The organism is Alcanivorax hongdengensis A-11-3 (assembly GCF_000300995.1).
GTDB lineage: Bacteria > Pseudomonadota > Gammaproteobacteria > Pseudomonadales > Alcanivoracaceae > Alcanivorax > Alcanivorax hongdengensis.
On record NZ_AMRJ01000003.1, the window covers coordinates 53,857 to 78,609 of the forward strand.

Genomic DNA, 24,753 nt, shown 5'->3' on the forward strand with positions numbered 1-24,753 from the left:
CGCTCAGTGTTGTTACTGTAGAATAGCGCCCAAATCACATCCGGAGCTTAACCCCGTGCCGTTATCCAACCAGGACATCAAACGCCTGCGCCGCATTGGCCATCACCTCAAAGCCATCCTGATTTTCGGCGACAAGGGTCTCACCGACAATTTTGTCGAGGAGCTGAACCTGCGCCTGGAGGATCACGAGCTGATCAAGGTGAAGGTCAACGCGGAAACCCGTGACGACCGGGCCGACATTGTCACCGCCCTGTGCCAGAAGAGTGGCGCCGAGCTGATACAGCGTATCGGCAATATCGCCCTGCTCTACCGGGCCGCGCAGAAACCCAACCCGAAACTGTCCAATATCCTGCGTTACCAGGACGCCTGAGCGCCACCGGCCAGCCCATAAAAAAGGCGACGGTTAACGTCGCCTTTTTTGTCTCAAGCACGGCGCACCGACGCCGGTCAGATGTGCTCGACCTTGTCGACCTCGTACTCGCGGGTACCGCCGGGGGTGTCGATCTGCACCACATCCCCTTCTTCACGGCCGATCAGGCCACGGGCAATGGGTGAGTTGACGCTCAGCTTGCCCTGCTTGATGTTGGCCTCGTCGTCGCCGACGATCTGGTAGACCTTCTCTTCGTCGGTATCCACATCAATGATGGTCACGGTGGTGCCGAAGATCACCTTGCCGGTGTTCTCGATCTGAGTGATATCAATGATCTGGGCGGCGCCCAGCTTGGCCTCGATTTCGTTGATGCGGCCTTCGCAGAAGCCCTGCTGCTCACGGGCGGCGTGGTACTCGGCGTTCTCTTTGAGGTCGCCGTGCTCACGGGCGTCGGCAATGGCTGCGGAGATACGCGGACGGTCTTCCCGTTTGAGCTTGTCCAGCTCCTCGCGCAGGGCCTGGGCACCAGCGGCGGTCATGGGTACACGTTGCATAGTGTTTTAACCTCGTAGCAAAAGGAAATCGCCCGGAGCACCCGGCTCCGGGCACTCCGCGACGTGTGTTATTGCATTTCGGCGTGCAGGTCCTGCAGGCGACGCACCACCGGCTCACCACTGATACCCAGCGCCTGGCAGACGGCATGGGCGGCGGTAATGGTGGTGGTGTAGAACACCTTGTGCTGCAGGGCCGAGCGGCGAATGGTGAAAGAATCACGGATCGCCTGTTTGCCTTCGGTGGTGTTCACGATCAGGGCCACCTCGTCGTTCTTGATCATATCGACGATATGCGGGCGCCCTTCCAGTACCTTGTTCACCACTTTCACATCCAGACCGGCGGCAGCGATCACTTTCGCGGTACCCTGGGTGGCCACCAGATTGAAGCCACGCTCGATCAGCATGCGCGCCACATCCACGGCGGCCGGCTTGTCCACCTCACGCACGGAGATAAAGGCGGTACCCTTGGCCGGCAGTTTCTCGCCGGCGCCCAGCGACGCCTTGCCGAAGGCTTCGGCGAAGGTGGCACCTACGCCCATCACCTCACCGGTGGACTTCATTTCCGGGCCCAGGATGGGGTCCACTTTCGGGAACTTGGCGAACGGGAACACCGCTTCCTTGACGAAATAGTGCTGCGGCTTGATCTCCTGGGTAAAGCCCTGCTCCTTGAGGCTGGTGCCGGCCATGCAGCGGGCCGCCACCTTCGCCAGGGAGGTGCCGATGCACTTGGACACATAGGGCACGGTCCGCGAGGCACGGGGGTTCACTTCCAGCACGTACACCTCGCCGCTCTTGACCGCGAACTGCACATTCATCAGCCCCACCACGCCCAGCTCCAGGGCCATGTCGGCGGCCTGCTGGCGCATCACGTCCTGCACCTCTTCGCTGAGCGAGTACGGCGGCAGGGAGCAGGCGGAGTCACCGGAGTGCACGCCGGCCTGTTCGATGTGCTGCATGATGCCGCCGATCACCACGTCGGTGCCATCACAGACGGCATCCACGTCCACCTCGATGGCGTCATCCAGGAAGCGGTCCAGCAGCACCGGAGAATCGTTGGACACGGACACCGCGTTGTTCATGTAGTTACGCAGTTCCGCCTCGTTGTAGACGATCTCCATGGCACGGCCACCCAACACGTAGGAGGGGCGTACCACCAGCGGGTAACCGATCTCTTCCGCCAGGCGCACACCGTCTTCCAGGGAGCGGGCGGTGCGGTTGGGCGGCTGCTTGAGGCCGAGCTTGTTGACCATCTGCTGGAAGCGCTCACGGTCTTCCGCCTCGTCGATGGCATCCGGGCTGGTGCCGATAATCGGCACGCCGGCGGCCTGCAGGGCACGGGCCAGTTTCAGCGGCGTCTGCCCACCGTACTGGACAATCACGCCCTTGGGTTTTTCCTTGGCGACGATGGACAGCACGTCTTCCAGGGTTACCGGCTCGAAGAACAGTCGGTCGGAGGTGTCGTAATCGGTGGATACGGTCTCCGGGTTACAGTTGACCATGATGGTCTCGTAACCGTCTTCCTTCATGGCGAAGGCGGCGTGCACACAGCAGTAATCGAACTCGATGCCCTGACCAATGCGGTTGGGGCCACCGCCGATCACCATGATCTTGTCACGGTCGGACGGGTTGGCCTCGCACTCCTCATCATAGCTGGAGTACATGTAGGCGGTATCGGTGGCGAATTCCGCGGCACAGGTATCCACGCGCTTGTAGATGGGCATCACGCCCAGCTCTTCGCGCTTGCCACGCACATCGGATTCCTTGACGCCCAGCAACAGGGCCAGGCGCGCATCGGAGAAGCCCTTGCGCTTGAGCGCATAGAGGCTGTCGCGGGTCAGGTCACTGAAGGTGCTCTCCGCCACTTGCTGCTCGGTGCGAATCAGGTCCTCGATCTGCACCAGGAACCAGTGGTCGATCTTGGTGATGTTGAACACCTCGTCCACGGTCATGCCGACGCGGAAGGCATCGCCAACCACCCAGATACGCTCGGGGCCCGGCGTGGCCAGCATCTGGGCCACCTGCTCGCGGGCATCCGGGGCGCTCGGGTCGACCTTGGGATCGAAACCGATGGACTCGGTCTCCAGGCCGCGCAGGGCTTTCTGCATGGATTCCTGGAAGTTGCGGCCAATGGCCATCACCTCGCCCACGGACTTCATCTGGGTAGTCAGTACCGGGTCCGCCTCAACGAATTTCTCGAAGTTGAAGCGCGGAATCTTGGTGACCACGTAATCGATGGACGGCTCGAAGGAGGCCGGGGTCTTGCCGCCGGTGATCTCGTTCTGCAGTTCATCCAGGGTATAGCCCACCGCCAGCTTGGCAGCCACCTTGGCAATCGGGAAGCCGGTGGCCTTGGAGGCCAGCGCCGAGGAACGGCTCACCCGCGGGTTCATCTCGATCACCACCATGCGGCCGTTGTCCGGGTTGAGACCGAACTGCACATTGGAACCGCCGGTTTCCACACCGATCTCGCGCAATACCGCCAGGGAGGCGTCGCGCATGATCTGGAATTCCTTGTCGGTGAGCGTCTGGGCCGGCGCCACGGTGATGGAGTCACCGGTGTGCACCCCCATGGGATCGAAGTTCTCGATGGAACAGACGATGATGCAGTTGTCCTTTTTGTCGCGGACCACTTCCATCTCGTACTCTTTCCAGCCCAGCAGGGACTCGTCGATCAACAGCTCGTTGGTGGGCGACAGGTCCAGACCGCGCTGGCAGATTTCCTCGAACTCTTCACGGTTGTACGCCACCCCGCCGCCGGAGCCGCCCATGGTGAAGCTGGGGCGGATGATGCAGGGAAAGCCCAGCTCTTCCAGCGCCGCATTGGCCTCTTCCATGTTGTGGGCAATGGCCGAACGCGGGCACTCCAGACCGATGGCCTTCATCGCCTGGTCGAAACGGGAGCGATCCTCGGCCTTGTCGATGGCATCTTCGGTGGCACCGATCATTTCCACACCGAATTTTTCCAGCACACCGTTGTGATCCAGATCCAGCGCGCAGTTCAGCGCGGTCTGGCCACCCATGGTGGGCAGCAGCGCATCCGGGCGCTCCTTCTCGATGATCTTGGCCACGGTTTCCCAGGTGATCGGCTCGATGTAGGTGGCATCGGCCATGGCCGGGTCGGTCATGATGGTGGCCGGGTTGGAGTTCACCAGGATCACCCGGAACCCCTCTTCGCGCAGGGCCTTGCAGGCCTGGGCACCGGAGTAGTCAAACTCACAGGCCTGGCCGATCACGATCGGGCCAGCACCAATGATGAGAATGCTTTTGATGTCGGTTCTTTTAGGCATGTCTGAGTAACCGTCCAGATTAGCGCTTCGTATCTATGAGTCGGACGTCAGAGGTCTGACGTCGGACGCTGAGTGGCAGCACAGCTGCCCATTTTCCTGTCTGTCTTTTGGCGTCAGACGCCCGACTTCCGACGTCCGACTGACCTGCTGTCAGACGCCTATTTGGCTTCCATCAGCTCGATGAAGTGATCAAACAGCGGCGCGCAGTCATGCGGCCCCGGGCTCGCTTCCGGGTGACCCTGGAAGCTGAACGCCGGCACATCAGTGCGATGGATCCCCTGCAGGGTGCCGTCGAACAGGGACACATGGGTGACCTTGAGGTTGTCCGGCAGGTTATCCATGTCCACCGCGAAACCGTGGTTCTGGCTGGTGATCATCACCGTGTCGTTTTCCAGGGTCTTCACCGGGTGGTTGGCGCCATGGTGGCCGGTGGCCATCTTCATGGTCTTCGCCCCGCTGGCCAGGGCCAGCAGCTGGTGCCCCAGGCAGATGCCGAACACCGGCTTGCCGGTGGCAACGATTTCCTGGATGGCCTCGATGGCATAGTCACAGGGCTCCGGGTCACCGGGGCCGTTGGACAGGAAGATGCCATCCGGATTCATGGCCAGCACGTCCGCCGCCGGGGTCTGGGCCGGCACCACGGTGAGCTTGCAACCGCGCTCGGCCAGCATGCGCAGGATGTTGCGCTTGACGCCGTAGTCGTAGGCCACCACATGGAAACGGGCCTCGGTCTGCTCGGTGTGCCCCTGCTCCAGGTCCCAGGTGGACTCGGTCCAGGTATAGGACTCGCTGACCGTGACTTCCCTGGCCAGGTCCATGCCTTTCAGGCCCGGGAAGCCCTTGGCCGCGGCCAGGGCTTTCGCCTCATCCAGGTCGTCCCCGGCCAGGATGCAACCATTCTGGGCACCCTTGTCACGCAGGATGCGGGTCAGGCGGCGGGTGTCGATATCGGCGATGGCGACAATATTGTTGTCACGCAGGTAATCCGGCAGGGACTGCTGGCTACGCCAGTTGCTGACCGTCATGGCCAGGTCCCGAATCACCAGGCCGGACGCCCAGATGCGGGCAGACTCTTCGTCTTCCGGCGTCACACCGGTATTGCCGATATGGGGATAGGTCAGGGTTACAATCTGTTTGGCGTAGGAGGGATCCGTGAGGATTTCCTGATAGCCGGTCATGGCGGTGTTGAACACCACTTCACCCACGGTCTGACCCGTGGCACCGATAGCAACACCCCGAAAGATGCTTCCGTCTTCAAGAGCGAGAATGGCGGGAACCGTCAACGCAACCTCCAGGCTGATAGGATACAAGGGAGATCTGCGGCGGGGCACCTGCAACCGGATACTGCTGGCCGGTCGCAAAAAAGCGAGATGGATTGCTCCACCTCGCTTTTTTGTGAAATTCATCGCTATGCGCCCCGCACACCCATCACGGGCTGCGCGTTATTTTAGGGCTTCGGGAAACAAATGTCACCCTCGTTGGTCGGGCGCGGCGATTAAACGGGAGCCCGCCTGCTGCCAACCACCACCAATCGCTTGCAGGCAAGCTCCTGCAACAGCCATTTTATCAGACTTGGGCGCTCAGCCCTTGCCCCAGCCCGCGCTGTCACCGGCCAGGCCGAGCACGTCCTGCATGTCGAACAGGCCCTTGTCATGGTCCGCCAGCCAGGCGGCGGCGTGCACCGCGCCGCGACCGAACGCCATGCGACTGGACGCCTTGTGGGTAATCTCCACCCGCTCGCCGTCTGCGGCGAACAACACAGTGTGATCGCCGACGATGTCGCCGCCGCGAATGGTCTCGAAACCGATGGTCTTGCGATCCCGGGCCCCGGTCTGGCCTTCCCGGCCATAGACCGCGCAGTCCTTGAGATCCCGGCCCAGGGTCTGGGCCACCACCTCACCCAGGCGCAGGGCGGTGCCGGAGGGCGCATCGATCTTGTGACGATGGTGGGCCTCGATCACCTCGATATCCGCATCCTCGCCCATCACCCGGGCCGCGGTTTCCAGCAGCTTGAAGCACAGGTTCACGCCAATGGAGTAGTTGGGCGCGAAACAGATGGCAATGTCACCGGCCGCCTCGCGCAGTGCCGCCTTCTGCTCGTCATTGAGCCCGGTGGTACCGATCACCAGTTTGGTGCCGGCGGCCCGGCAGATGTCCACATTGGCCACGGTGGCCTGGGGCACGGTGAAATCGATGAACACATCCGCATCGTTGACCACCTTGCCCAGGTCATCCACCAGAAAGACGCCCTGGCCGCCCTGACCCACAAGCTCGCCAGCATCAGCGCCGATCAGGCTGGAACCGGGCACATCCACTGCAGCGGCCAGCGTGGTCTGGGGGTTCGCCAGGGTCGCTTCGATCAGAATACGGCCCATGCGGCCGGCGGCGCCGATAATGCCTACTTTCATGAGAGGTCCTGCCAGAATTTGAGTGTGCGCAGCGGGGCAGGCGCCCCGCCAAAAACGCTAGTCTACCAGAAAGGGCTTGCCGGTCACGGCATACAGGTTGGCATCATGGCGGGCCATGAACTTGCGCCGCTTGCGATCAAAGCGGGCGAAGCTCATGCCGCTGGCACGCAGGGACTGGATTTCCTTGAGACGCTTGCGGGCATAAGCCCGGTCCAACCATTCCATGGAGTAAAGCGCCGGCTCGTTGCTGGCTTTTTGCAACTGGGCCTCGGCCCGTTTGGCGGCATCCGGCTGACCGGTATACAGCAGGCTGTTGGCATATTCGTAGCGGACAATGGCCATGTCATCCACCGCCTTGAGAGCCTTGCCGAAGGCCTGCTCCGCATCCCGGGTGTCGGTGGCGAAGGTCAGCTTGCCGGCCGCCTTGCCCACCCGGCGCACCACATTGGCCTCCAGGCTGGAGCTGAGCGCCAGGGCCAGCGGGTGATCCGGCTCCACCGCCAGCATTTCGGTGGCCGCATTGATCACCATGGGGGCGTAATTGCTGGTCAGAATCACTGGCACTGATTCGTCTTCCGCCAGACGGGCCACCGCGTAGCTGAAACCCAGCCGGTACATGCAGTAATCGGCCAGCATGGCCTTGTCGCTGGGCAGGATCAGCTCCTTGCCCGCCTGGCGCTGAATCTGGTTGATCACCTGTTGCAGCAACTGCTGCTTGGCGGTCTGACTGGGCGCCAGATAGACCGCGTAGGTAATCTGTGCCAGCACCGCCGGCACCCGGGCATAGCCGCCGTAATGGTTGCCCAGGTCGCGGGCATGACGCAGGTCGCCCCGGAAAAAGGCCTGCCAGACCTCCAGCACGTTTTCGCTGTGCTGTTGCCAGTCATGGTCCTGGTAGTGGAGGTCGCGGTAGAGATCGGGGAAGCGGGAGTAACGGGCCTTCAGATACTCCGGCGACGGAAACGGCAGGCGCAGCCCGCGCATTAACTGCGGCCAGCGCTGGCGCATCTCGTCGAAGGTATAGGTAAAGGGCACCTGATCAAAAGGCACGGCCACCCAGGGCGCGTCCACCACCGCCGGGTCCACGGCCAGTTCGTGGGTCTGCACAAAGGTATCGCGGGCGCGCTGGTAGGCCTGATCCACCGGCGCCGCCCGGGCTACGGACAGCACCACCGACAGCCACAGCACCACCAGCATCCCTGCCAGTCTGTAAACATTCATGGGGGCACTCTTGTTGTTGTTTTTTTGTGCAATATAACAGTCGCCCGACCAACTGCAATTGCATGGATATAATTTCATGCCATCGGCTGAGAGCGCCCCTGACGTTTCTTTCTGAAACTGTGATCGCTGCCCACAAAAAAGCCCGACGTGCGAAGCACACGCCGGGCTTTCCGTGCAGGCACGGACCTTACTTGCTGTCGAAGAAGCGTTTGACGCCCTCGAACCAGCTGGTCTTGCGCGGGTTATGACGCTCGCCACCCTTCTCCAGAGACTCCTGGAACTGGCGCAGCAGGTCTTTCTGCTCGGTGGACAGCTTCACCGGTGTTTCCACCACCACCTTGCACAACAGATCACCGGGGCCGCCACCGCGTACCGAGGTGACACCCTTGCCGCGCAGGCGGAACAGCTTGCCGGTCTGGGTTTCCGCCGGCACTTTCAGCTTCACCTTGCCGCTCAGGGTCGGCACATCCAGCTCGCCGCCCAGGGTGGCATCCACGAAGCTGATCGGCACTTCGCAATAAAGGTTGGTGCCATCACGCTTGAAGATGTCGTGCTCGCGCACCGCCACCTGCACATAGAGGTCACCGGCGGGGGCACCGTGCATGCCGGCCTCGCCTTCTCCGGCCAGGCGGATGCGGTCACCGGTATCCACACCGGCGGGAATTTTCACCGACAGGGTTTTGGTTTCCTGTACGCGGCCTTGCCCCCCGCAGCTGGTACACGGGTTCTTGATCACCCGACCTTCGCCATGACAGGTGGGGCAGGCCTGCTGCACGGTGAAGAAACCCTGCTGCATGCGCACCTGACCGGCACCGCCACAGGTGCTGCAGGTCACCGGCTGCTCGCCGGACTTGGCGCCGCTGCCGTCACAGGTATTGCACACCGCCCAGGTGGGCACGCGGATCTTTTCCTCGCAGCCACGGACGGCCTGCTCCAGGGTCAGCTCCAGGGTGTAGCGCAGGTCCGCGCCCCGGGCCGGGCCGCGACGGCCGCCGCCACCGCCGAAGATATCGCCGAAGATGTCACCAAAGATATCGCCAAAGCCGCCACCGCCGAAGCCACCGGCGCCCGCGCCGGCACCGCCCTGACCGTTAACGCCGGCATGGCCGAACTGGTCATAGGCCGCCCGTTTCTGCTCGTCGGACAGCACTTCGTAGGCTTCCTTGGCTTCCTTGAACTTGGCCAGTGCCTCTTCGTCATCCGGGTTACGGTCCGGATGGTACTTCATGGCCAGGCGTCGGTAGGCCTTTTTCAGGTCCTGCTGGCTGGCGTCTTTCGAGGCCCCCAGCACTTCGTAATAATCGCGTTTGGACATAGGTTGGTCCGTTGTTCGAGCTCAAACCAAGACGCCGGGCACAAGGCCCGGCGTCGCTCGTCTGACGTCCGACGTCTGACGTCCGACGCCGTTTCCTTACTTCTTCTTGTCGTCGTCCACTTCCTCGAACTCGGCGTCGACCACGTCGTCACCTTCCGCCTTCTGCTGGCTGCCCTCGGCGCCAGCTTCACCCTGCTGGGCCTGTTCGGCGTAGAGCTTCTGGGCCAGCGGCGCGGACACTTCGGACAGCGCCTTGATCTTGGCTTCGATGTCGTCCTTGTCGCTGCCCTTGGCGGCTTCTTCCAGCTCTTCCACCGCCTTGGTGATGGACGCCTTCTCGTCGTCGGTGGCCTTGTCGCCCGCTTCGTCGAGGGTCTTGCGCGTCGCGTGCACCAGGTGATCGGCCTGGTTGCGGGTCTGCACCAGCTCTTCGAACTTCTTGTCCTCGTCCGCGTGAGCTTCGGCATCCGCCACCATTTGATCGATCTCTTCATCGGACAGACCGGAAGAGGCCTTGATCTGGATGGACTGCTCTTTGCCAGTGGCCTTGTCTTTCGCGCTCACGTGCAGGATACCGTTGGCGTCGATGTCGAAGGTCACTTCGATCTGCGGCATGCCACGGGGTGCCGGCGGAATATCTTCCAGGTTGAACTGACCCAGAGACTTGTTCTGCGCGGCCTGCTTACGCTCACCCTGCAGCACGTGCACGGTTACCGCCGTCTGGTTGTCATCCGCGGTGGAGAACACCTGCGACGCATTGGTCGGGATGGTGGTGTTCTTCTCGATCAGCGGCGTCATCACGCCACCCATGGTTTCGATACCCAGAGTCAGCGGCGTCACGTCCAGCAGCAGTACGTCTTTCACGTCACCGCTGAGTACCGCACCCTGAATGGCCGCACCCATGGCAACCGCTTCGTCCGGGTTCACGTCCTTGCGCGGTTCCTTGCCGAAGAAGTCAGCCACCTGCTTCTGCACCATCGGCATGCGGGTCTGACCACCGACCAGAATCACGTCGGTAATGTCGGAGGCCTTCACACCGGCGTCGTTCAGGGCCGTCTTGCAGGGCTCCAGGGAACGGGTCACCAGATCGCTGACCAGGGACTCGAGCTTGGCCCGGGTCACTTTCACCACCAGGTGCTTGGGCCCGGTGCTGTCGGCGGTGATATAGGGCAGGTTCACCTCGGTCTGCTCGGCGGAGGACAGCTCGATCTTGGCTTTTTCGGCCGCTTCCTTCAGACGCTGCATGGCCAGCGGGTCGCCGCCCAGGTCGATGCCGGAGTCCTTCTTGAACTGGTCGGCCAGATAGTTGATCAGCGCCAGGTCGAAGTCTTCACCGCCCAGGAAGGTGTCACCGTTGGTGGCCAGCACTTCGAACTGGTGCTCGCCGTCCACTTCGGCAATCTCGATGATGGAGATATCGAAGGTACCACCACCCAGGTCGTAGACCGCAATGGTGCGATCGCCGCCCTTCTTGTCCATGCCGTAGGCCAGGGCCGCAGCCGTGGGCTCGTTGATGATGCGCTTGACGTCCAGGCCGGCGATGCGACCGGCATCCTTGGTGGCCTGGCGCTGGGAATCGTTGAAGTACGCGGGCACAGTGATGACCGCCTCGGTGACGGCTTCACCCAGGTAGTCTTCTGCGGTCTTCTTCATCTTTTTCAGCACCTGCGCGGAAATCTGCGGGGGCGCCATCTTTTCGCCCTTCACTTCCACCCAGGCATCGCCGTTGTCGGCCTTGGTGATCTTGTAGGGCACCATCTTGATGTCCTTCTGCACCACGTCGTCTTCAAAGCGACGGCCGATCAGACGCTTCACCGCATACAGGGTGTTTTCCGGGTTGGTCACGGCCTGACGTTTGGCCGCCTGACCCACCAGGGTTTCCTTGTCATCGGTGTAGGCGATGATGGACGGGGTGGTACGAGCACCCTCGGCGTTTTCGATAACCTTGGCTTTGTCACCTTCGAGTACGGCCACACAGCTGTTGGTCGTGCCCAGGTCGATACCGATAATCTTACCCATGTGTTTCAGTCTCCTTCACACCAGCCGAATCCCTGACGGCGATTCGGACAGTTGAATTGTTAATTCGTCTGGCTCCTATATGGCGGTCGCTCACGCCGTTTCAAGGGGCCCTGACGCTTTTTCCTGATCTGGATCAGGGTGCCTTGCTGACCACCACCCGAGCCGGGCGAATCAGGCGGCCATTGAGCTGATAGCCCTTCTCCAGCACCTCGATCACGGTGTTGGGATCCACATTGGGAACCGGCACCATGGTCATGGCTTCGTGCAGTTCCGGGTTGAAGGGCTCATCGCTGGGGCTGATCTGTTCCAGGTTGTACTTGGCGAACACGTCCAGCAGGGACTTGAGCGTCAGCTCGATCCCTTCGCGGGCCGCCTTGAGGGCGTCATCGTCGGCATCCAGTGCCGCCAGGCCCCGCTCCAGGTTGTCCGCCACGCTCAGCAGATCGCCGGCAAACTTCTCCAGGGCGAACTTGTGGGCGTGCTGCACATCGCGCTCGGCCCGGCGGCGTACATTCTGCACCTCGGCCTGGGCCCGGATGTCCGCTTCACCCAGTGCCTTTTTCACGGCAGCCAGCTCGGCTTCCAGTTCCGCCAGCTTTTCTTCGGCGGTGGGTGCCGCCTGCTCGGCCTCGGCCGCGGCCTGCTGCTCTTGCGCCGTCTCTACCTGCGGCTCGGCCGGATTCTGGTCTTTTTCCTGCTCACTCATTCGTCACTCCACATCCCGTCATCAGGGCTTTTCAGGAAAGCGGGCAAAGATATGGGAACTCACGGGCGGGATTCAAGGGGAGGGAAGGCAATTGATAATTGAGAATGGATAATTGATCGCTCGCGGGATGCCAGAGGGTGACCCAGAAACGCTGAAGGCCGCGCACAGACTCTCGGGAGGGAAGGCCGATGCTCAAAGGATCCGTGGCAGCTTGCCGGCAGGCGATTATCGCCAGCAGGCTGGCTCCTACAGTTGAGTCAACGCCGCCGAGAGGATGCGGGCAGTGATATCCACAGTGGGGATGACTTTTTCGTAGTCCATGCGGGTGGGGCCCACCACCGCCAGCACGCCCACCGGACCATTGTCCGCCCGGTAGGGGGCGGAAATCAGCGAATAGTCTTCGAACGGCCGGAAGCCGGACTCGCGGCCGATGAATATCTGCACGCCATCCGCCTTCATGGAGCGCTCCAGCAGGTGAAGAATGTCGCGCTTGCGGTTGAAGGCATCGAACAGGTCTCGCAGCTGGCCGATGTTATCGGCCTCGGCGCTGTGTAGCAGGTTGGACTCACCGGATACCACATAGTCCGGCGCCGCCTCCTCCCGGGTCAGGGCCTTGGCGGCCACATCCATGGTGGTCTGCATCAGCACATCCAGCTGCGCCCGATCCGCGTCCATGGTGCGCAGCAGGCCGTCGCAGATACTGTCCAGGTCAAAGCCGGCATAGGTCTGATTGATGTAGTTGGCCGCCTGGCGCAGCTCCACATCGGAATAATCGCGCTCGGTATGGATGATGCGGTTCTGCACCTCGGAGCGGTTGACCACCAGCACCACCAGCACACGCTTGCCCGACAGCGGCAGGAATTCCACCTGACGCAGGGTGGTGACCTCCCGGCGCGGCGCAGCCACCAGGCCGGCCATGCGGGTCAGTTCCGCCAGGGTGCGCGAAGCCTGGGCAATCAGCTCCTGGGAGGACTGCTCCGGCACCAGCAACTGGCGCAGCTCCTTCTTCAGCTGGCGGTTGTCCGGGCGCTCCATGACACTGGAGGCCAGCAGGGCATCCACATAGAGCCGGTAGCCCAGCTCCGTGGGAATGCGCCCGGCGGAGGTGTGCGGGCTGGCCAGCACCCCCAGCTCCTCCAGCTCCGCCATGATATTGCGGATGGTGGCCGGGCTGACGCTCAAGCCAGCCCCGGCGGACAGGGTTTTCGAACCCACCGGTTGACCGTCACGGATGTGACGCTCCACCAGCGCCATCAGCAGGCGCTGCTTGCGTTCATTGAGATCCAGCTTTGCCATAAACCTGTCGAATCAGACTGACACAGGGCCCCATTATATAAAGCAAGCCCCGCCGCTTTCATAGCGGCCGGGTGTTCCCTTGGCGCCCGGAATCGCCTACCATCCCGAAATACTGACCATAAGAACAGTCTTTATGACAGGGATGTAACCATGACGCAAACCCCGAATCACAGCCCCAACCCCTACCAGGCGCCCGGCGACGACAAGGCCCCGGCAGTGGTAGACGATGGCCCCGCGCTTGCCAGCCGCTGGCACCGCTTTTTCGGCGCCATCATCGATAGCCTGATCCAGGGCATCATCCTGTTTCCGGCCATGTATTTCAGTGGCGCCTGGCAGAGCATGATGAACAACAACGGCCAGCTGAACCTGGGCACCACCGCGATCTGGTTTGTAATTGGCGAAGTACTGTTTCTGGTACTGCAGGGCTGGCTGCTGATCAACCGCCAGCAGACCATCGGCAAATGGCTGCTCAACATGCGCATTGTCGGCACTCAACAACCGGAGGTACCGCTGGGCCGCATTTACGGACTGCGCTACCTGCTGTTTCACTTTCTGGCCCAGATCCCACTGATCAACCTGGTGATGCTGGTGGATGCCCTGATGATTTTCCGCCCGGACCGGCGCTGCCTGCACGACCTGGCCGCCGGCACCCGGGTCATCCAGACCACTGCACAAGCCTGACCCGAGACCTGACCTTGCCCGTTCCGGAGGAATATCATGCTGACACACCTGAGTGTTCGACATTTTGCCACCGTTGATCAGCTGGAGCTGGAGCCGGAAAACGGCCTGACCGTGATCAGCGGCGAAACCGGCGCGGGCAAATCCGTGATCATCGACGCCCTGGGCCTGACCCTGGGCGACCGGGCGGATTCCGACCTGGTCCGCCATGGTCAGGACCGGGCCGAGGTGCTGGCCACCTTTGACGTGGGCGCCAACCCGGCGGCCCGCCAGTGGCTGGCCGAGCGGGAGCTGGATGATGACAACCAGTGCCTGCTGCGCCGCACGGTACGCGCGGACGGCCGCTCCCGGGCCTATGTTAACGGCACCCCCACACCGCTGGCGGAGGTGCGCGAACTGGGCGAGCGGCTGATCAGCATCCACAGCCAACACGAACACCAGGCCCTGCTCAAGAAAGACGCCCACCGGCAACTGCTGGACAACTTTGCCGAGGCCCGCGAGCTGGCCCAGACCGTTCGCGAGCACTGGCGCGGCTGGCAGAAAGCCCGTCGCGCCCACGATGACGCCCTCAACCAGGCCCGTGAGCAGACCGAACGCGAAGAGCTGCTGCGTTTCCAGCTGGAGGAGCTGGACGCCCTGGCCCTGCAGGACGGCGAGCTGGAAAAACTGGAACAGGAGCAGCAGCGGCTGGGCAACGCGGAAAGCCTGATCCGCGTCTGCCAGCAATCACTCAATGCCCTGTACGAAGGCGACGACGGCACCTGCAACGACCACCTCAGCCAGGTCAGCCACTGGCTGGATGACGCCCGCAACCAGGACGAGGGGCTGGCCACCATCGCCGACACCGTGGAGTCCGCCCGCCTGCAGGTAGAGGCCGCCGCCGACGACCTGCGCCATTATCTGGAAAAACTGGACCTGGACCCGGAACGGCTCAGCCAGGTGGAAGAACGCCTCAGCCAGAGCTACACCCTGGCCCGCAAATACCGCATCCGCCCGGAAGAGCTGGTGGAACACCATCAGAGCCTGAGCCAGGAGGCGGACACCCTGAGCAACATGGACGCCCACCTGCAGGCCCTGGCCGAGCAGGAAAGTGCCGCCGAACAGCAATACCAGGACAGCGCCCGCCAGCTGAGCAAGGCCCGCCGCAGCGCCGCCCAGAGCCTCACCCAGCAGGTACAGAAACAACTCACCGCCCTGGGCATGAAAGCGGCCCAGCTGGAAACCCGTCTGGATGAATGCGCCCCCGGCGCCGACGGCCTGGAAGAGGTGGAATTCCTGTTCTCCGCCAACCCGGGCCAGCCCCTCAAGCCACTGGGCAAGGTCGCCTCCGGCGGTGAGCTGTCACGGGTAAGCCTGGCCATCCAGGTGATCTGCGCCCGCAACCTGACGGTACCGAGCCTGGTATTCGACGAAGTGGACGTGGGCGTGGGCGGCGGCGTGGCGGAAATCGTCGGCCGCCTGCTGAGGGAACTGGGCGACCATGCCCAGGTACTGTGCATCACCCACCAGCCGCAGGTGGCCAGCCAGGGGCACCAGCACTGGCAGGTGCACAAGATTCAGGGCGACGACACCACCCATACCCGCATTCACGGCCTGGACGAAAACGCCCGGGTGGAGGAACTGGCCCGCATGCTGGGCGGCGTGGAAATCACCGATTCCACCCGCAACCATGCCCGCGAAATGCTCAGCAAGGCACAGGTGGCCTGAAAGACAGCGACGCGTTAATGACGTTGGGCGGCTATCGCCAGCGGGCTGGCTGTCACCGGCAGGGCCAGGCCACACGCCCAAACGGCAGCGCGTGGAGCCTGTGGTGCCCCTGAGGGTTACTTCTTGGGTTTGACGTAGAGCACCAGGGAGTGGTCGACGATTTCGTAGCCGTGCTCCTCGGCAATGGCGTGCTGGCGTTTCTCGATGACCTCGTCCATGAACTCGATCACCTCGCCGCTCTCCATGCACACCATATGGTCGTGGTGCTCCTCGTCGGCCAGCTCGAACACCGCCGAGCCGCCCTCGAAGTTGTGGCGCAGCACCATGCCGGCCTGCTCGAACTGGGTCAGCACCCGGTAAACCGTGGCCAGCCCCACATCTTCACCGGCTTCCATCAGGGCCTTGTAGATATCCTCGGCGCTGTGGTGGCGCTCCTCGGAAGACTCCAGCTGCTGCAGAATCTTGACCCGCGGCAGGGTGACCTTGAGGCCCGCTTTTCTGAGATCCTGATTATCCAATGCGTATGCTCCATCTGCCATTGCGTGGCTATTATTGGGAAAACCTGACCAATAGCGTGGTTTTCTTGATATCCGCGGGAAACTTGTACCGCGACTGCAAGTCTGTATTATCGCCCGAACATTATGCGAAGTCGAAAGCCCATGCCAAGGTTACTGTTTCCCATCGCCCTGATTGCCCTGATAGCCACCGCCGGCTGCAGCTCCCTGCACTTTCCCGGCGTCTATCGCATCGACATTCCCCAGGGCAACTTTGTTACCGAAGACATGCTCAAGGAACTCAAGCCGGGCATGACCCCGGACCAGGTGCGCTTCGTGATGGGCCCGCCCACGCTGGTCGACCCCTTCACCCCGGACATGTGGTTCTACCTGATGACCTACCGCCCCGGCCAGGGCGACAAGGTGCACCAGAACATCCTTGTCTACTTCAACAATGGCACCTATGACCACTACGAAGGCCAGGTGATCGACGACTTCCGCAGCAAGACCTCCGGTCGCAAGGACCTGGAATTGCAGGAGAAAGCCCGCGAACGCAAGGACGACGCCGCAGGCTGATCAACCGCTGCGAACAATCTTTCAGGAACGGGCCTTTTCGGCCCGTTTTTTGCGATTGAGCTTGGGGTCCGCCTTGAGCGGGCGATAGATTTCCACCCGCTCACCGGCCTTGAGAACCCGCGCGGCCGGGTTGGCCTCCACCTTGCCGAAAATCCCCATACTGCTCTTGTCCAGCTCCAGGTCAGCGAACTGCGCCTCGATACCGGACAGCCGGGCGGCTTCCAGCATGGTGGTGCCCTCCGGCACATCCAGGCCGATCAGGCGCTGCTTATCCGGCAGCGCATAGGTCACCTCCACATGGATGCGCGCCTCACTCATGGGCGGCGCCCTCATCCGCCACCGGCACCCGGGCCTGATCGCCCGGAACCGTGGCCGACGGCGCGGCCTCTTGTGGCTGCTCCACCGGCGCCGGCGGCGCCTTGCTGGCGGGCTCGTCTTCAGGCCCGAACGTGCTCCACATGGACCAGCCGAACAGGAAGATCACCGCCGCCGGCGAGAAGATGCGCACCACCGCCCGCCACAGCATGTAGACCTTGAAGTTCTTCATGGCCAGCTCCTTGCGGGCCTGGGTTTCCTTCATGATCCAGCCGGCAAAGACGGCAATCAGCAGACCGCCCAGCGGCAGCATGATATTGGTGGAAATGAACTCGATATTGTCGAAGAAGGTGCCCATCAGGAAGGTGTCATCCTTCCAGATATTGAACGACAGCACCGTGCCGATACCCAGCACCCAGGCCAGCGCGCCAATCAGCAGCGACGCCCGCCAGCGCTTCCAGCCGCGCTCCACCAGCCAGGCCACCAGCGGCTCCCCCAGCGAAATGGACGAGCTCCAGGCGGCACAGGCCACCAGGATGAAGAACAGGCAGGAGAACAGCGCGCCGCCCGGCAGCTGACCGAAGGCCAGCGGCAGCGACTCGAACATCAGCCCCGGGCCGGCGGACGGCTCCAGGCCATTACTGAACACCAGCGGGAAAATCGCCATGCCCGCCGCCAGTGCCACCAACGTATCGATCACCGCGATCACCAGCACCGTGGAGCCAATGGACACGGGCTTGGCCTTGCCGGTCTTGCTGCCCTTGATCTGGTGCGGCATGTAGGCGCCGTAGGCCATGATCGCGCCCAGGCCCAGACTCAGGGTGAAAAAGGAATGCCCCAGGGCCACCACCACGGCTTCGCCGCTGAGCTTGGAGAAATCGAACGCGAACAGGAACCGCATGCCGTCGGCAAAGCCGCTGGTGGTGGCCGCATAGCCCACCAGCACGATCAGCAGCACGAACAGCACCGGCATGAGGATTTCCACCGCCTTTTCCAGGCCACGGTTCACGCCGCGCGCCACCACGCCCATGGTCATGGCCATGAACAGCGTATGGCACAACAACATCATCCAGGGGCTGGCCTTGAGATCGGCAAACACCGCCTGCACCTGCTCGGCGCTGGCGCCCTGGAACACGCCGCTGGCGCCTTCCCAGACGTAATACAGCGACCAGCCGGCAATCACGGTATAGAACGACAGCAACAGGAAGCCCGACAGCGCCCCCAGGTAACCGATCACGCCCCAGCGTTTGGTCACCTTGCTCTGCTGCGCCACCCGCTGCATGGAATGGATCGGGCTCAGGCCGCCTTTGCGGCCCAGCATGACCTCGGCCACCATGATGGGAATGCCGACCACGGCAATACACACCAGATACAGCAGCACAAAGGCCCCGCCACCGTACTCGCCGGTGATATAGGGAAACTTCCAGATATTGCCCAACCCCACGGCGGACCCGGTGGCGGCCAGAATAAACACCCAACGACTGGCCCACATCCCGTGGACGGGCTTGAACTCTTGCTTCATAAAACGAATACCCTCGGCGAAGTGGCGGTATTGTCTTTTTTTTGGCGCAGGGGCTCAAGTTACCGTAGGCGAGCACCCACTTACCTCCCGGAAAAGCGCTATCCAGCGCGCCGACCCTTGCTCTATAATCGCCGCCCTATGGGAAAAGCCAACAAAAAAGCCAAGACACCGTCGGCCACCATTGCGCAAAACCGCAAGGCCCGCCATGACTATCACCTGGAAGAACACTTCGAAGCCGGCCTGGTACTGGAAGGCTGGGAGGTGAAGTCACTGCGTGCCGGCAAGGGCCATCTCTCCGAAGCCTACATCATGCTCAAGGACGGCGAAGCCTTCCTGTTCGGCGCCCGCTTCGAGCCCCTCAACACCGCCAGCACCCACGTCAACCCGGACCCGGTGCGCACACGCAAGCTGCTGCTGCACCGCCGCGAGCTGGGCAGAATTTTCGGGGGTGTTCAGAAGGAAGGCTATACCTGTGTGCCGGTGAGCCTGTACTGGAAGAAAGGGTTCGCCAAGTGCGATATCGCCCTGGCCAAGGGGAAACAGAAATACGACAAGCGCGCCACCGAGAAGGAGCGCGACTGGAATCGCCAGAAACAGCGTCTCATGCGGCAGGGCTGACCCGAACCGGGTCGCCCCACCCCATCAAGACACTGTCACTGGCCGTTAAGTGCTTTCTTGCGGTCGGTTAGCATGCCACGGCTGTCCCGACGCAGCTGCCAGTAAAACTGCAACCAGCTACGCAGAACCGCGGGCAGGAAATACACCGCAAACAACACCACAGGCAGTCGAGCCTCCGGGGTCGCCACATCCACCAGGTAAATACCGGCGGCATAGGCAGCCACGGCGAACAGCAACTGCAACGCTCTGTAGAGCAGTGGCCGGCTCTTCAAAGGCGACAGCGCCTTTGCGGAAACTTGCCCTGCTGACCGAAAGATCGTGTTCATCACGTCAATCTCCTCAATGAACGACAATGCTCTTTGATCAGCGGCCTCTCATGAATCTCTTGTGGGCTCGCTGTAAAGCCATTGTGTGATACACAACATGGGCGACATCCAAAGTTGCGCGGAATCGCTTTTGGCCATCCAGCGCACCTGCTGCCCAACCTCACCGGTGAGCGCTCTCATTGAGAAACCCCCTCCGGTGACAGCCCCTATATTGGACCGGCTTTATGACAAACCAAGGGTTCAGAGTCCGATTGTCAGACAATAGAAGTTGATTCATGTAACAGCTTTTACCTTTTGTTACATAGCGCACAGCTTTTCGCCAAATGCAATCAACAGCCCTTGCCCATCGACTTACCCGCCCCCATTACCCTACAATAGGCGTTCACAGGGGCCGACCTGGATTCGACGCCGGTATTGAATTCTGTGGTGCATGTCGAGAAGGTCACGAGTCTCGTAAAACATTTGTGGCAAACTAAAGTAATCGCAAACGACGATTCTTACGCACTAGCAGCTTAAACCCTGCTTATCGCCAATCGACCCAGCCTGTGGGGAAGAGCGGCGAGCATCGCTACACAGGCTCGCAGCAAAGTCCGCCCCGGACGGCGCTGTTAAAACTCTCAGGGGCTCGGCTTTCACGTCCTGCCAGTTGGGCTGTGAAGGCTTAAATCAATAAACATGGCTAAGCATGTAGATCTGCAGATGGATTGCTGACGGACGCGGGTTCGATTCCCGCCGGCTCCACCAAACAAACAAAAAGGGGTACCCCGCGAGGGGTACCCCTTTTTGTTTGTCGGTTGTGCTGGCCGGATGAGACCCCAAGTCCGGGTTCGACCAGGCCTTTGCTCACAGCAAAGGCCGCAGGACGTCATCCCCGATGACGGTCCCGGGCCCCGCCCGGGATGGCTAACGGCCAAACGCCGTTAGCCACCTTCCCGCCGGCCCAGATAAAAAGCCAGGCCGAAGGCCTGAAGCCTTCGTTATCATTGACGCACGAAGCAGGACCAGACCCTATCTCCGCAGAAACACGATCTACCCCAGAAACAAGTTTTCTCGATGCCACGCTAAAAAAACCGCATCGGGAAGAAACTTCTCAGGCATTCTGATCATCCGCCCCTCATTCGCACAGAACATTTCCTGTATGTGCTTGTTGTCTGACTGCTCTTTCATAGCCGACGACACCATCACTTCACAATGATCAGTCAGGCTGATCATCCCCTGATCAAATGCCCTATCTGCTAGTGCGCTGAGGCAAAGACCATTCCTTGGATTCAGCCTGTTCTCTTTATCTTCCCGCCACGGCTTAATATGACTAGCGATTAGCAGCCTGGAATCCCCGATATCAGTAATACAGCAGCGGGATTGATATGCGGTGAACACCGCGTCTCGGAAGAGGCTCTGCCCTTTTCTACGTTTTGTCACCGCCAAGACATCATTACCGGAATAATCGACAGACAACGAGGCGGTGGGGTCCTCAATTTCATCGGCGCTCTGATCTCCCAAGAGCAGCTCCAAACGCTGTTCGATAATCGGCATCCACGTTTCCGTATTGGCCGAGAAGTCACCCCATACTTTTCTATCCAGAGCTGAAGCACCAGGCAGCCCTTTTCTCCCCGTGCTGGTGATGGCAGGATCAAGACTGGCAATGTTCGTTAATTTCATCGCAACAGAGCTTGGTGTTCTATCCAGGCGCTCAGCCACATCTTTGATGAGACAATTTGTCTGACTTAGCTGGCCAAAAGTGAGCCGGCAATACACTCCCAGCACCGTCATTAGCTCGTCTTCCGTCCACTGCTTACCCGCCATTACTTACCCTTTTCAATTCTGTACCCACTGTAGCAAACCCTATTTCAAGGAAGGGCGGCTGTCACCGGCTTTACCGTTTCCGCAATCGCTTCTAACTCATGCAAGCCCAAATCATCTCCATGCTCATCATGATCCTCAAAGTAAGCAGTCGGCCAGCCAAGATCTTCTGGCCTAAAATGCACCACATCTGGCCAAACCTGTAGGTCTGCGAAGCGCTCGAGAATCATTGCCTCAACCTCCTCTACACTCCTAGCGTCGGCCACATCGACGACAACGGATTCGCATTGTTTGTAATTACTCGCATCTCGATAGAGATAGTTCACCTCAAAAATCATTGCACAGCCCTCCCCCCTCACTTCTAACCAACCACAAACCGCCCCACAATCGGGCAAATTGCCTGGACCGTGGGCAGGAGGAAAAACCTGGAAGACTGCGCAAAGCCAACCTGCAGGACAGTAGTTCCGCAGCATCCAAGAATCCCGATCGGGAACAACCCCCCCCTATGAAACAGGAACTCTGACAGTATTCTTGTACGCTCTACGACGGATTTCGGTCAGCAAGTTCGCCTTGCACGAAAAGCCCGGGGGCTGACGCAGGCTGAGCTTGCCGCCATTGCCGGAGTGGGCACTCGCTTTGTTTCCGAGCTGGAACGAGGCAAGAAAAGTGCCCAGCTGGGGTTGGCGCTGGAACTGGCACGACTGGTGGGGGTTGACCTGACTGCCCGACCACGAAGAGGGCACGCCTCATGAGTCAGACGCTTGTGGTGTGGTATCAGCAACAGCGGGTTGGCCGGCTGATTGTGAATGGTGCGCGGCAGATGGCGTTTGTCTGCGACGGCGATGCGGTTGGCAGCAAGGACGATCCGCAAAATCTGCATCGCAACCATTGGGACGAGTTTTCGCATCAACTTGGCGTGTCCCCCCGGCTGGTAAAACGCACCATTGAGTCACAGGCAACCCGTCTCTGCGACGAAGCGGATAACTGGCTCAACCGTTTCCGTGAGCAGTATGGCGAACTGCCTGCGCTGGACTGCATCCATGCCATTGTTTGCAGGCAATCAATCAAGGCACTGCGCAGTTGGCTATAAGCAACGCTTATCTGCTGGCCGTTGCCCGTTGGCAGGTACATCCCTAAGCTGAATAAACCCTCACGGACGGACAACAACAATGAAGCTCGCCGCCCTCATGCCTCCCCTTGAAGCTCTCTACGCCAGCTCCGACGAGATTCTGCTGGTGATGCTGATCAGCAATGATGGTCTGCCCATTGTGCACGTGGGCGAAGGGCTCGATTACGACGAGCAGAGCACATTGTTCTTTGAGATGAAGCGGGCCTGCGACCGGGTGCTGGAAGGGCTGTCGCTGGGGCACAGTGAGGAGCTGTTCATCCGCTGCCGGGAAGGGTGCATCTGCATCTGGCCGGTAAAGGACATGGTGTTTGCCTGCCTGGCACGGCCATCAATCAATTCCCAGCAGATGCAGATGCGAGTCTGGAAGACACTGTCGCAACTGAACAGCCGGGATTAGCCCTGCACCGCTGGCCGCTCACGCATTATTGACAAGCAGTTCTCATTTTGCCGCAACGCCTTGAAATACGCGGCCTTCAAGGGATTGAACCGGGTCCACGGCAACAAAAAAACACACTGGCTCCGTGGATAGACACAGACCCTCCATCTAGTTTTCCGGATAACTTTCTGGAGGGACGCATGACAAGACTCACGATAACAACCACGCTGCTGGCCGCCCTGCTGGGCGGCAGCCTTTTCACCCAGGCCCAGGCGAGCGAGCAAGCCACGCAGACCGCCCCCGCCGCCGGCAATATCATCCCCGATCAGTACATCGTTACCCTGGCCCCCAATATTGTCAGCCAGCTGGGCGTGACGGACCTGACCACGGCGATCCGCACTCTACTGTCCGGGGTCGGCGGGGCGGATGTGATCTATACCTATGAGCATGCCCTGACGGGCATGACGGTGAAGCTCACCAGCTTGCAGGCTTCGCTGCTGAAGGTACTGCCCGGGGTGCTGGCGATCGAGCCGGATCGCACCGTCAGTGCCAGCGAGGTACAGAACAATGCCACCTGGGGGCTGGACCGGGTGGATCAGCCCGCCCTGCCACTGGACGGCAGCTACCACTACCCCAACAGTGCCGGGGCCGGCGTGACCATTTACGTGGTGGACACCGGCATCCGCGCCACCCATACGGAGTTCACCGGCCGGGTAGTCACGGGCCGCAACTTTGTCAGCAGCGGTGGCAACTTCCTGTTTGGTGGTGGCAGTGTCGACCCGACCAACATCAGTGACTGCAATGGCCACGGCACCCATGTGGCCGGCACCGCCGCCGGCAGCACCTGGGGTGTCGCCAAACAGGCCAGCATCGCCCCGGTACGGGTACTGGACTGTAACGGCAGCGGCAGCAATTCCACGGTGATTGCCGGTCTCGACTGGCTGGCAGCCAACCATCACAACCCGGCGGTGGCCAACATGTCCCTGGGCGGCGGCAACTCCACCGCCCTGGATGATGCGGTGCGCAATGTGGTGGCCTCCGGGGTGACCATGGTGGTGGCCGCAGGCAACGACAATGTGGATGCCTGTAACGGTTCCCCCAACCGGGTGGCTGAAGCCCTGACCGTGGGCGCCACCACCCGTGACGATCAGCGCTCCTCGTTTTCCAACTACGGCGCCTGTGTGGATCTGTTTGCCCCGGGCAGCGACATTACCTCCGCCTGGTATCAGTCAGACACCCAGACCGCCCGCCTCAACGGCACCTCCATGGCCTCGCCCCACGCCGCCGGGGCGGCGGCGCTCTACCTGAGTGCCCACCCCAGTGCCACGCCCGAGCAGGTGGACAATGCCCTGGTCGCTGGCAGCGCCACCGGCAGGATCGCCAATGCGGGCAGCCAGTCCCCCAACCGCCTGTTGCAGGTTACCCAGGACAGCGGCTCCACTGTGGACCGTGTGCCCACCGCCGCCTTCAGCAGCGACTGCCAGGGCACCGTCTGCACCCTGGATGCCAGCGGCTCCAGCGATGACAAGGGTGTGGCGAGCTGGCACTGGGATCTGGGCGACGGCCAGAGCGCCGATGGTGAGCAGATTAGCCACGACTACGGCAGCGGCGGCGATTTCACCGTGACCCTGACGGTCACCGACACCGCCAACCAGACCGGCAGCGTGCAGCATGATGTGCACCCGCAGACGCAGACCTCCACCTGCAGCGACTGCTCCCGCTACCAGGGCCAGTTGAATGCCGGCGGCTCCACCACGGTACCGGCCAACGGCTTCAACTTTGGCGGCGGTAGCCTGGACGCCTGGCTCAGTAGCCCGGCGGGGAGCAGCTTCAGCCTGAGCCTGCAAACGCAAAGCTGTTTCCTGTTCTTCTGCAGCTGGTCCACGGTGGCCAGTGCCAGCGGCCAGAACGGCACCACGGAACTGCATACCAGCGTCGCCGGTGGCCTCTACCGCTGGCAGGTGACGGCGCAGAGCGGCTCCGGCGCCTTTACCCTGCTGACCAACCCCTGACCCTGCCCGGGCGCCACCTGCCGG

The 24,753-nt window shown here is 61.5% G+C and carries 24 protein-coding genes and 1 other RNA gene; 10 read left to right on the top strand and 15 right to left on the bottom strand.

Going from position 1 to position 24,753, the window contains the following annotated elements:
• The first annotated feature begins 55 nt into the window (after positions 1 to 55).
• Positions 56 to 370, top strand: a complete 315-nt coding sequence (locus A11A3_RS03395) for a YhbY family RNA-binding protein (protein ID WP_008927863.1) — start codon at positions 56 to 58, stop codon at positions 368 to 370.
• Positions 371 to 447: 77 nt separating this feature from the next.
• On the opposite strand, the gene greA is transcribed toward A11A3_RS03395, so the two are convergent.
• From greA to hrcA, 9 genes are all read right to left on the bottom strand, one after another.
• Positions 448 to 924, bottom strand: coding sequence for a transcription elongation factor GreA (greA, locus tag A11A3_RS03400; RefSeq protein ID WP_008927864.1), 477 nt, complete (start codon positions 922 to 924; stop codon positions 448 to 450).
• Between the two features lie 68 nt (positions 925 to 992).
• Positions 993 to 4,211 carry a carbamoyl-phosphate synthase large subunit gene (carB, locus tag A11A3_RS03405; RefSeq protein WP_008927865.1) on the bottom strand — a complete coding sequence of 1,073 codons (3,219 nt, stop codon included), beginning with the start codon at positions 4,209 to 4,211 and terminating at the stop codon, positions 993 to 995.
• Between the two features lie 158 nt (positions 4,212 to 4,369).
• Positions 4,370 to 5,494, bottom strand: coding sequence for a glutamine-hydrolyzing carbamoyl-phosphate synthase small subunit (carA, locus tag A11A3_RS03410; RefSeq protein WP_008927866.1), 1,125 nt, complete (start codon positions 5,492 to 5,494; stop codon positions 4,370 to 4,372).
• A gap of 297 nt (positions 5,495 to 5,791) precedes the next feature.
• Positions 5,792 to 6,619, bottom strand: a complete 828-nt coding sequence (dapB, locus tag A11A3_RS03415) for a 4-hydroxy-tetrahydrodipicolinate reductase (RefSeq protein ID WP_008927867.1) — start codon at positions 6,617 to 6,619, stop codon at positions 5,792 to 5,794.
• A 57-nt stretch (positions 6,620 to 6,676) separates the two neighbouring features.
• Positions 6,677 to 7,840, bottom strand: a complete 1,164-nt coding sequence (locus A11A3_RS03420; protein WP_008927868.1) for a hypothetical protein — start codon at positions 7,838 to 7,840, stop codon at positions 6,677 to 6,679.
• Positions 7,841 to 8,027: 187 nt separating this feature from the next.
• On the bottom strand, positions 8,028 to 9,155 hold the full coding sequence (gene dnaJ, locus A11A3_RS03425; protein WP_008927869.1) for a molecular chaperone DnaJ: 1,128 nt from the start codon (positions 9,153 to 9,155) through the stop codon (positions 8,028 to 8,030).
• A 96-nt stretch (positions 9,156 to 9,251) separates the two neighbouring features.
• Positions 9,252 to 11,174, bottom strand: coding sequence for a molecular chaperone DnaK (gene dnaK / locus A11A3_RS03430; RefSeq protein ID WP_008927870.1), 1,923 nt, complete (start codon positions 11,172 to 11,174; stop codon positions 9,252 to 9,254).
• A 133-nt stretch (positions 11,175 to 11,307) separates the two neighbouring features.
• Positions 11,308 to 11,880 (bottom strand): nucleotide exchange factor GrpE, encoded by a 573-nt coding sequence (grpE, locus tag A11A3_RS03435; protein ID WP_008927871.1) that lies wholly within the window; start codon positions 11,878 to 11,880, stop codon positions 11,308 to 11,310.
• Positions 11,881 to 12,126: 246 nt separating this feature from the next.
• Positions 12,127 to 13,176 carry a heat-inducible transcriptional repressor HrcA gene (gene hrcA, locus A11A3_RS03440; protein WP_008927872.1) on the bottom strand — a complete coding sequence of 350 codons (1,050 nt, stop codon included), beginning with the start codon at positions 13,174 to 13,176 and terminating at the stop codon, positions 12,127 to 12,129.
• 150 nt (positions 13,177 to 13,326) lie between these two features.
• On the opposite strand from hrcA, the gene A11A3_RS03445 reads away from it, so the two are divergent.
• Together A11A3_RS03445 and recN are read left to right on the top strand one after the other, a co-directional pair.
• Positions 13,327 to 13,857 carry an RDD family protein gene (locus A11A3_RS03445; protein WP_008927873.1) on the top strand — a complete coding sequence of 177 codons (531 nt, stop codon included), beginning with the start codon at positions 13,327 to 13,329 and terminating at the stop codon, positions 13,855 to 13,857.
• 36 nt (positions 13,858 to 13,893) lie between these two features.
• Positions 13,894 to 15,561 carry a DNA repair protein RecN gene (recN, locus tag A11A3_RS03450; protein WP_008927874.1) on the top strand — a complete coding sequence of 556 codons (1,668 nt, stop codon included), beginning with the start codon at positions 13,894 to 13,896 and terminating at the stop codon, positions 15,559 to 15,561.
• 116 nt (positions 15,562 to 15,677) lie between these two features.
• Here the strand turns inward: recN and fur are convergent, their stop codons facing one another.
• Positions 15,678 to 16,079 (bottom strand): ferric iron uptake transcriptional regulator, encoded by a 402-nt coding sequence (fur, locus tag A11A3_RS03455; RefSeq protein WP_008927875.1) that lies wholly within the window; start codon positions 16,077 to 16,079, stop codon positions 15,678 to 15,680.
• A 141-nt stretch (positions 16,080 to 16,220) separates the two neighbouring features.
• Between fur and A11A3_RS03460 the strand changes: the two genes are divergently transcribed.
• On the top strand, positions 16,221 to 16,631 hold the full coding sequence (locus tag A11A3_RS03460; protein ID WP_008927876.1) for an outer membrane protein assembly factor BamE: 411 nt from the start codon (positions 16,221 to 16,223) through the stop codon (positions 16,629 to 16,631).
• 21 nt (positions 16,632 to 16,652) lie between these two features.
• On the opposite strand, the gene A11A3_RS03465 is transcribed toward A11A3_RS03460, so the two are convergent.
• Positions 16,653 to 16,949 (bottom strand): RnfH family protein, encoded by a 297-nt coding sequence (locus A11A3_RS03465; RefSeq protein ID WP_008927877.1) that lies wholly within the window; start codon positions 16,947 to 16,949, stop codon positions 16,653 to 16,655.
• Positions 16,942 to 18,468: a sodium-dependent transporter gene (locus A11A3_RS03470; protein WP_008927878.1), complete on the bottom strand. Its 1,527-nt coding sequence runs from the start codon at positions 18,466 to 18,468 to the stop codon at positions 16,942 to 16,944. Before A11A3_RS03470 ends, A11A3_RS03465 begins: the two co-directional genes overlap by 8 nt.
• A gap of 138 nt (positions 18,469 to 18,606) precedes the next feature.
• Here A11A3_RS03470 and smpB point away from each other — a divergent pair, with 138 nt between their 5' ends.
• Positions 18,607 to 19,086, top strand: coding sequence for an SsrA-binding protein SmpB (gene smpB, locus A11A3_RS03475; protein WP_008927879.1), 480 nt, complete (start codon positions 18,607 to 18,609; stop codon positions 19,084 to 19,086).
• A 35-nt stretch (positions 19,087 to 19,121) separates the two neighbouring features.
• Here smpB and A11A3_RS03480 read toward each other — a convergent pair whose 3' ends face one another.
• Positions 19,122 to 19,412: a hypothetical protein gene (locus tag A11A3_RS03480; RefSeq protein ID WP_040296694.1), complete on the bottom strand. Its 291-nt coding sequence runs from the start codon at positions 19,410 to 19,412 to the stop codon at positions 19,122 to 19,124.
• Between the two features lie 387 nt (positions 19,413 to 19,799).
• Between A11A3_RS03480 and ssrA the strand changes: the two genes are divergently transcribed.
• Positions 19,800 to 20,156, top strand: a transfer-messenger RNA (tmRNA) gene (gene ssrA, locus A11A3_RS17405).
• Positions 20,157 to 20,441: 285 nt separating this feature from the next.
• On the opposite strand, the gene A11A3_RS03485 is transcribed toward ssrA, so the two are convergent.
• Entirely contained in the window at positions 20,442 to 21,215 is a 774-nt protein-coding gene (locus A11A3_RS03485; protein ID WP_008927881.1) for an HNH endonuclease, read from the bottom strand.
• 44 nt (positions 21,216 to 21,259) lie between these two features.
• Positions 21,260 to 21,550 carry a hypothetical protein gene (locus tag A11A3_RS03490; protein ID WP_008927882.1) on the bottom strand — a complete coding sequence of 97 codons (291 nt, stop codon included), beginning with the start codon at positions 21,548 to 21,550 and terminating at the stop codon, positions 21,260 to 21,262.
• A gap of 189 nt (positions 21,551 to 21,739) precedes the next feature.
• On the opposite strand from A11A3_RS03490, the gene A11A3_RS17410 reads away from it, so the two are divergent.
• The 4 genes from A11A3_RS17410 to A11A3_RS03510 all read left to right on the top strand — a co-directional run bounded on the left by A11A3_RS17410 (position 21,740) and on the right by A11A3_RS03510 (position 24,729).
• Positions 21,740 to 21,964, top strand: a complete 225-nt coding sequence (locus A11A3_RS17410; protein WP_040296677.1) for a helix-turn-helix domain-containing protein — start codon at positions 21,740 to 21,742, stop codon at positions 21,962 to 21,964.
• Entirely contained in the window at positions 21,961 to 22,302 is a 342-nt protein-coding gene (locus A11A3_RS03500; protein WP_008927883.1) for a hypothetical protein, read from the top strand. Before A11A3_RS17410 ends, A11A3_RS03500 begins: the two co-directional genes overlap by 4 nt.
• Positions 22,303 to 22,381: 79 nt before the next feature.
• Positions 22,382 to 22,738 (top strand): roadblock/LC7 domain-containing protein, encoded by a 357-nt coding sequence (locus A11A3_RS03505; protein WP_008927884.1) that lies wholly within the window; start codon positions 22,382 to 22,384, stop codon positions 22,736 to 22,738.
• Positions 22,739 to 22,917: 179 nt separating this feature from the next.
• On the top strand, positions 22,918 to 24,729 hold the full coding sequence (locus A11A3_RS03510) for a S8 family serine peptidase (RefSeq protein ID WP_008927885.1): 1,812 nt from the start codon (positions 22,918 to 22,920) through the stop codon (positions 24,727 to 24,729).
• Positions 24,730 to 24,753: the final 24 nt, after the last annotated feature.

Bases quoted from the DNA above. Each gene is read 5' to 3' on its own strand.
- greA (WP_008927864.1), bottom strand. From the start codon at position 924: ATGCAACGTGTACCCATGACCGCCGCTGGTGCCCAGGCCCTGCGCGAG.
- carB (WP_008927865.1), bottom strand. From the start codon at position 4,211: ATGCCTAAAAGAACCGACATCAAAAGCATTCTCATCATTGGTGCTGGC.
- dapB (WP_008927867.1), bottom strand. From the start codon at position 6,619: ATGAAAGTAGGCATTATCGGCGCCGCCGGCCGCATGGGCCGTATTCTG.
- A11A3_RS03420 (WP_008927868.1), bottom strand. From the start codon at position 7,840: ATGAATGTTTACAGACTGGCAGGGATGCTGGTGGTGCTGTGGCTGTCG.
- dnaJ (WP_008927869.1), bottom strand. From the start codon at position 9,155: ATGTCCAAACGCGATTATTACGAAGTGCTGGGGGCCTCGAAAGACGCC.
- dnaK (WP_008927870.1), bottom strand. From the start codon at position 11,174: ATGGGTAAGATTATCGGTATCGACCTGGGCACGACCAACAGCTGTGTG.
- grpE (WP_008927871.1), bottom strand. From the start codon at position 11,880: ATGAGTGAGCAGGAAAAAGACCAGAATCCGGCCGAGCCGCAGGTAGAG.
- hrcA (WP_008927872.1), bottom strand. From the start codon at position 13,176: ATGGCAAAGCTGGATCTCAATGAACGCAAGCAGCGCCTGCTGATGGCG.
- A11A3_RS03445 (WP_008927873.1), top strand. From the start codon at position 13,327: ATGACGCAAACCCCGAATCACAGCCCCAACCCCTACCAGGCGCCCGGC.
- recN (WP_008927874.1), top strand. From the start codon at position 13,894: ATGCTGACACACCTGAGTGTTCGACATTTTGCCACCGTTGATCAGCTG.
- A11A3_RS03460 (WP_008927876.1), top strand. From the start codon at position 16,221: ATGCCAAGGTTACTGTTTCCCATCGCCCTGATTGCCCTGATAGCCACC.
- A11A3_RS03465 (WP_008927877.1), bottom strand. From the start codon at position 16,949: ATGAGTGAGGCGCGCATCCATGTGGAGGTGACCTATGCGCTGCCGGAT.
- A11A3_RS03470 (WP_008927878.1), bottom strand. From the start codon at position 18,468: ATGAAGCAAGAGTTCAAGCCCGTCCACGGGATGTGGGCCAGTCGTTGG.
- smpB (WP_008927879.1), top strand. From the start codon at position 18,607: ATGGGAAAAGCCAACAAAAAAGCCAAGACACCGTCGGCCACCATTGCG.
- A11A3_RS03480 (WP_040296694.1), bottom strand. From the start codon at position 19,412: ATGAACACGATCTTTCGGTCAGCAGGGCAAGTTTCCGCAAAGGCGCTG.
- A11A3_RS03485 (WP_008927881.1), bottom strand. From the start codon at position 21,215: ATGGCGGGTAAGCAGTGGACGGAAGACGAGCTAATGACGGTGCTGGGA.
- A11A3_RS03490 (WP_008927882.1), bottom strand. From the start codon at position 21,550: ATGATTTTTGAGGTGAACTATCTCTATCGAGATGCGAGTAATTACAAA.
- A11A3_RS03500 (WP_008927883.1), top strand. From the start codon at position 21,961: ATGAGTCAGACGCTTGTGGTGTGGTATCAGCAACAGCGGGTTGGCCGG.
- A11A3_RS03505 (WP_008927884.1), top strand. From the start codon at position 22,382: ATGAAGCTCGCCGCCCTCATGCCTCCCCTTGAAGCTCTCTACGCCAGC.
- A11A3_RS03510 (WP_008927885.1), top strand. From the start codon at position 22,918: ATGACAAGACTCACGATAACAACCACGCTGCTGGCCGCCCTGCTGGGC.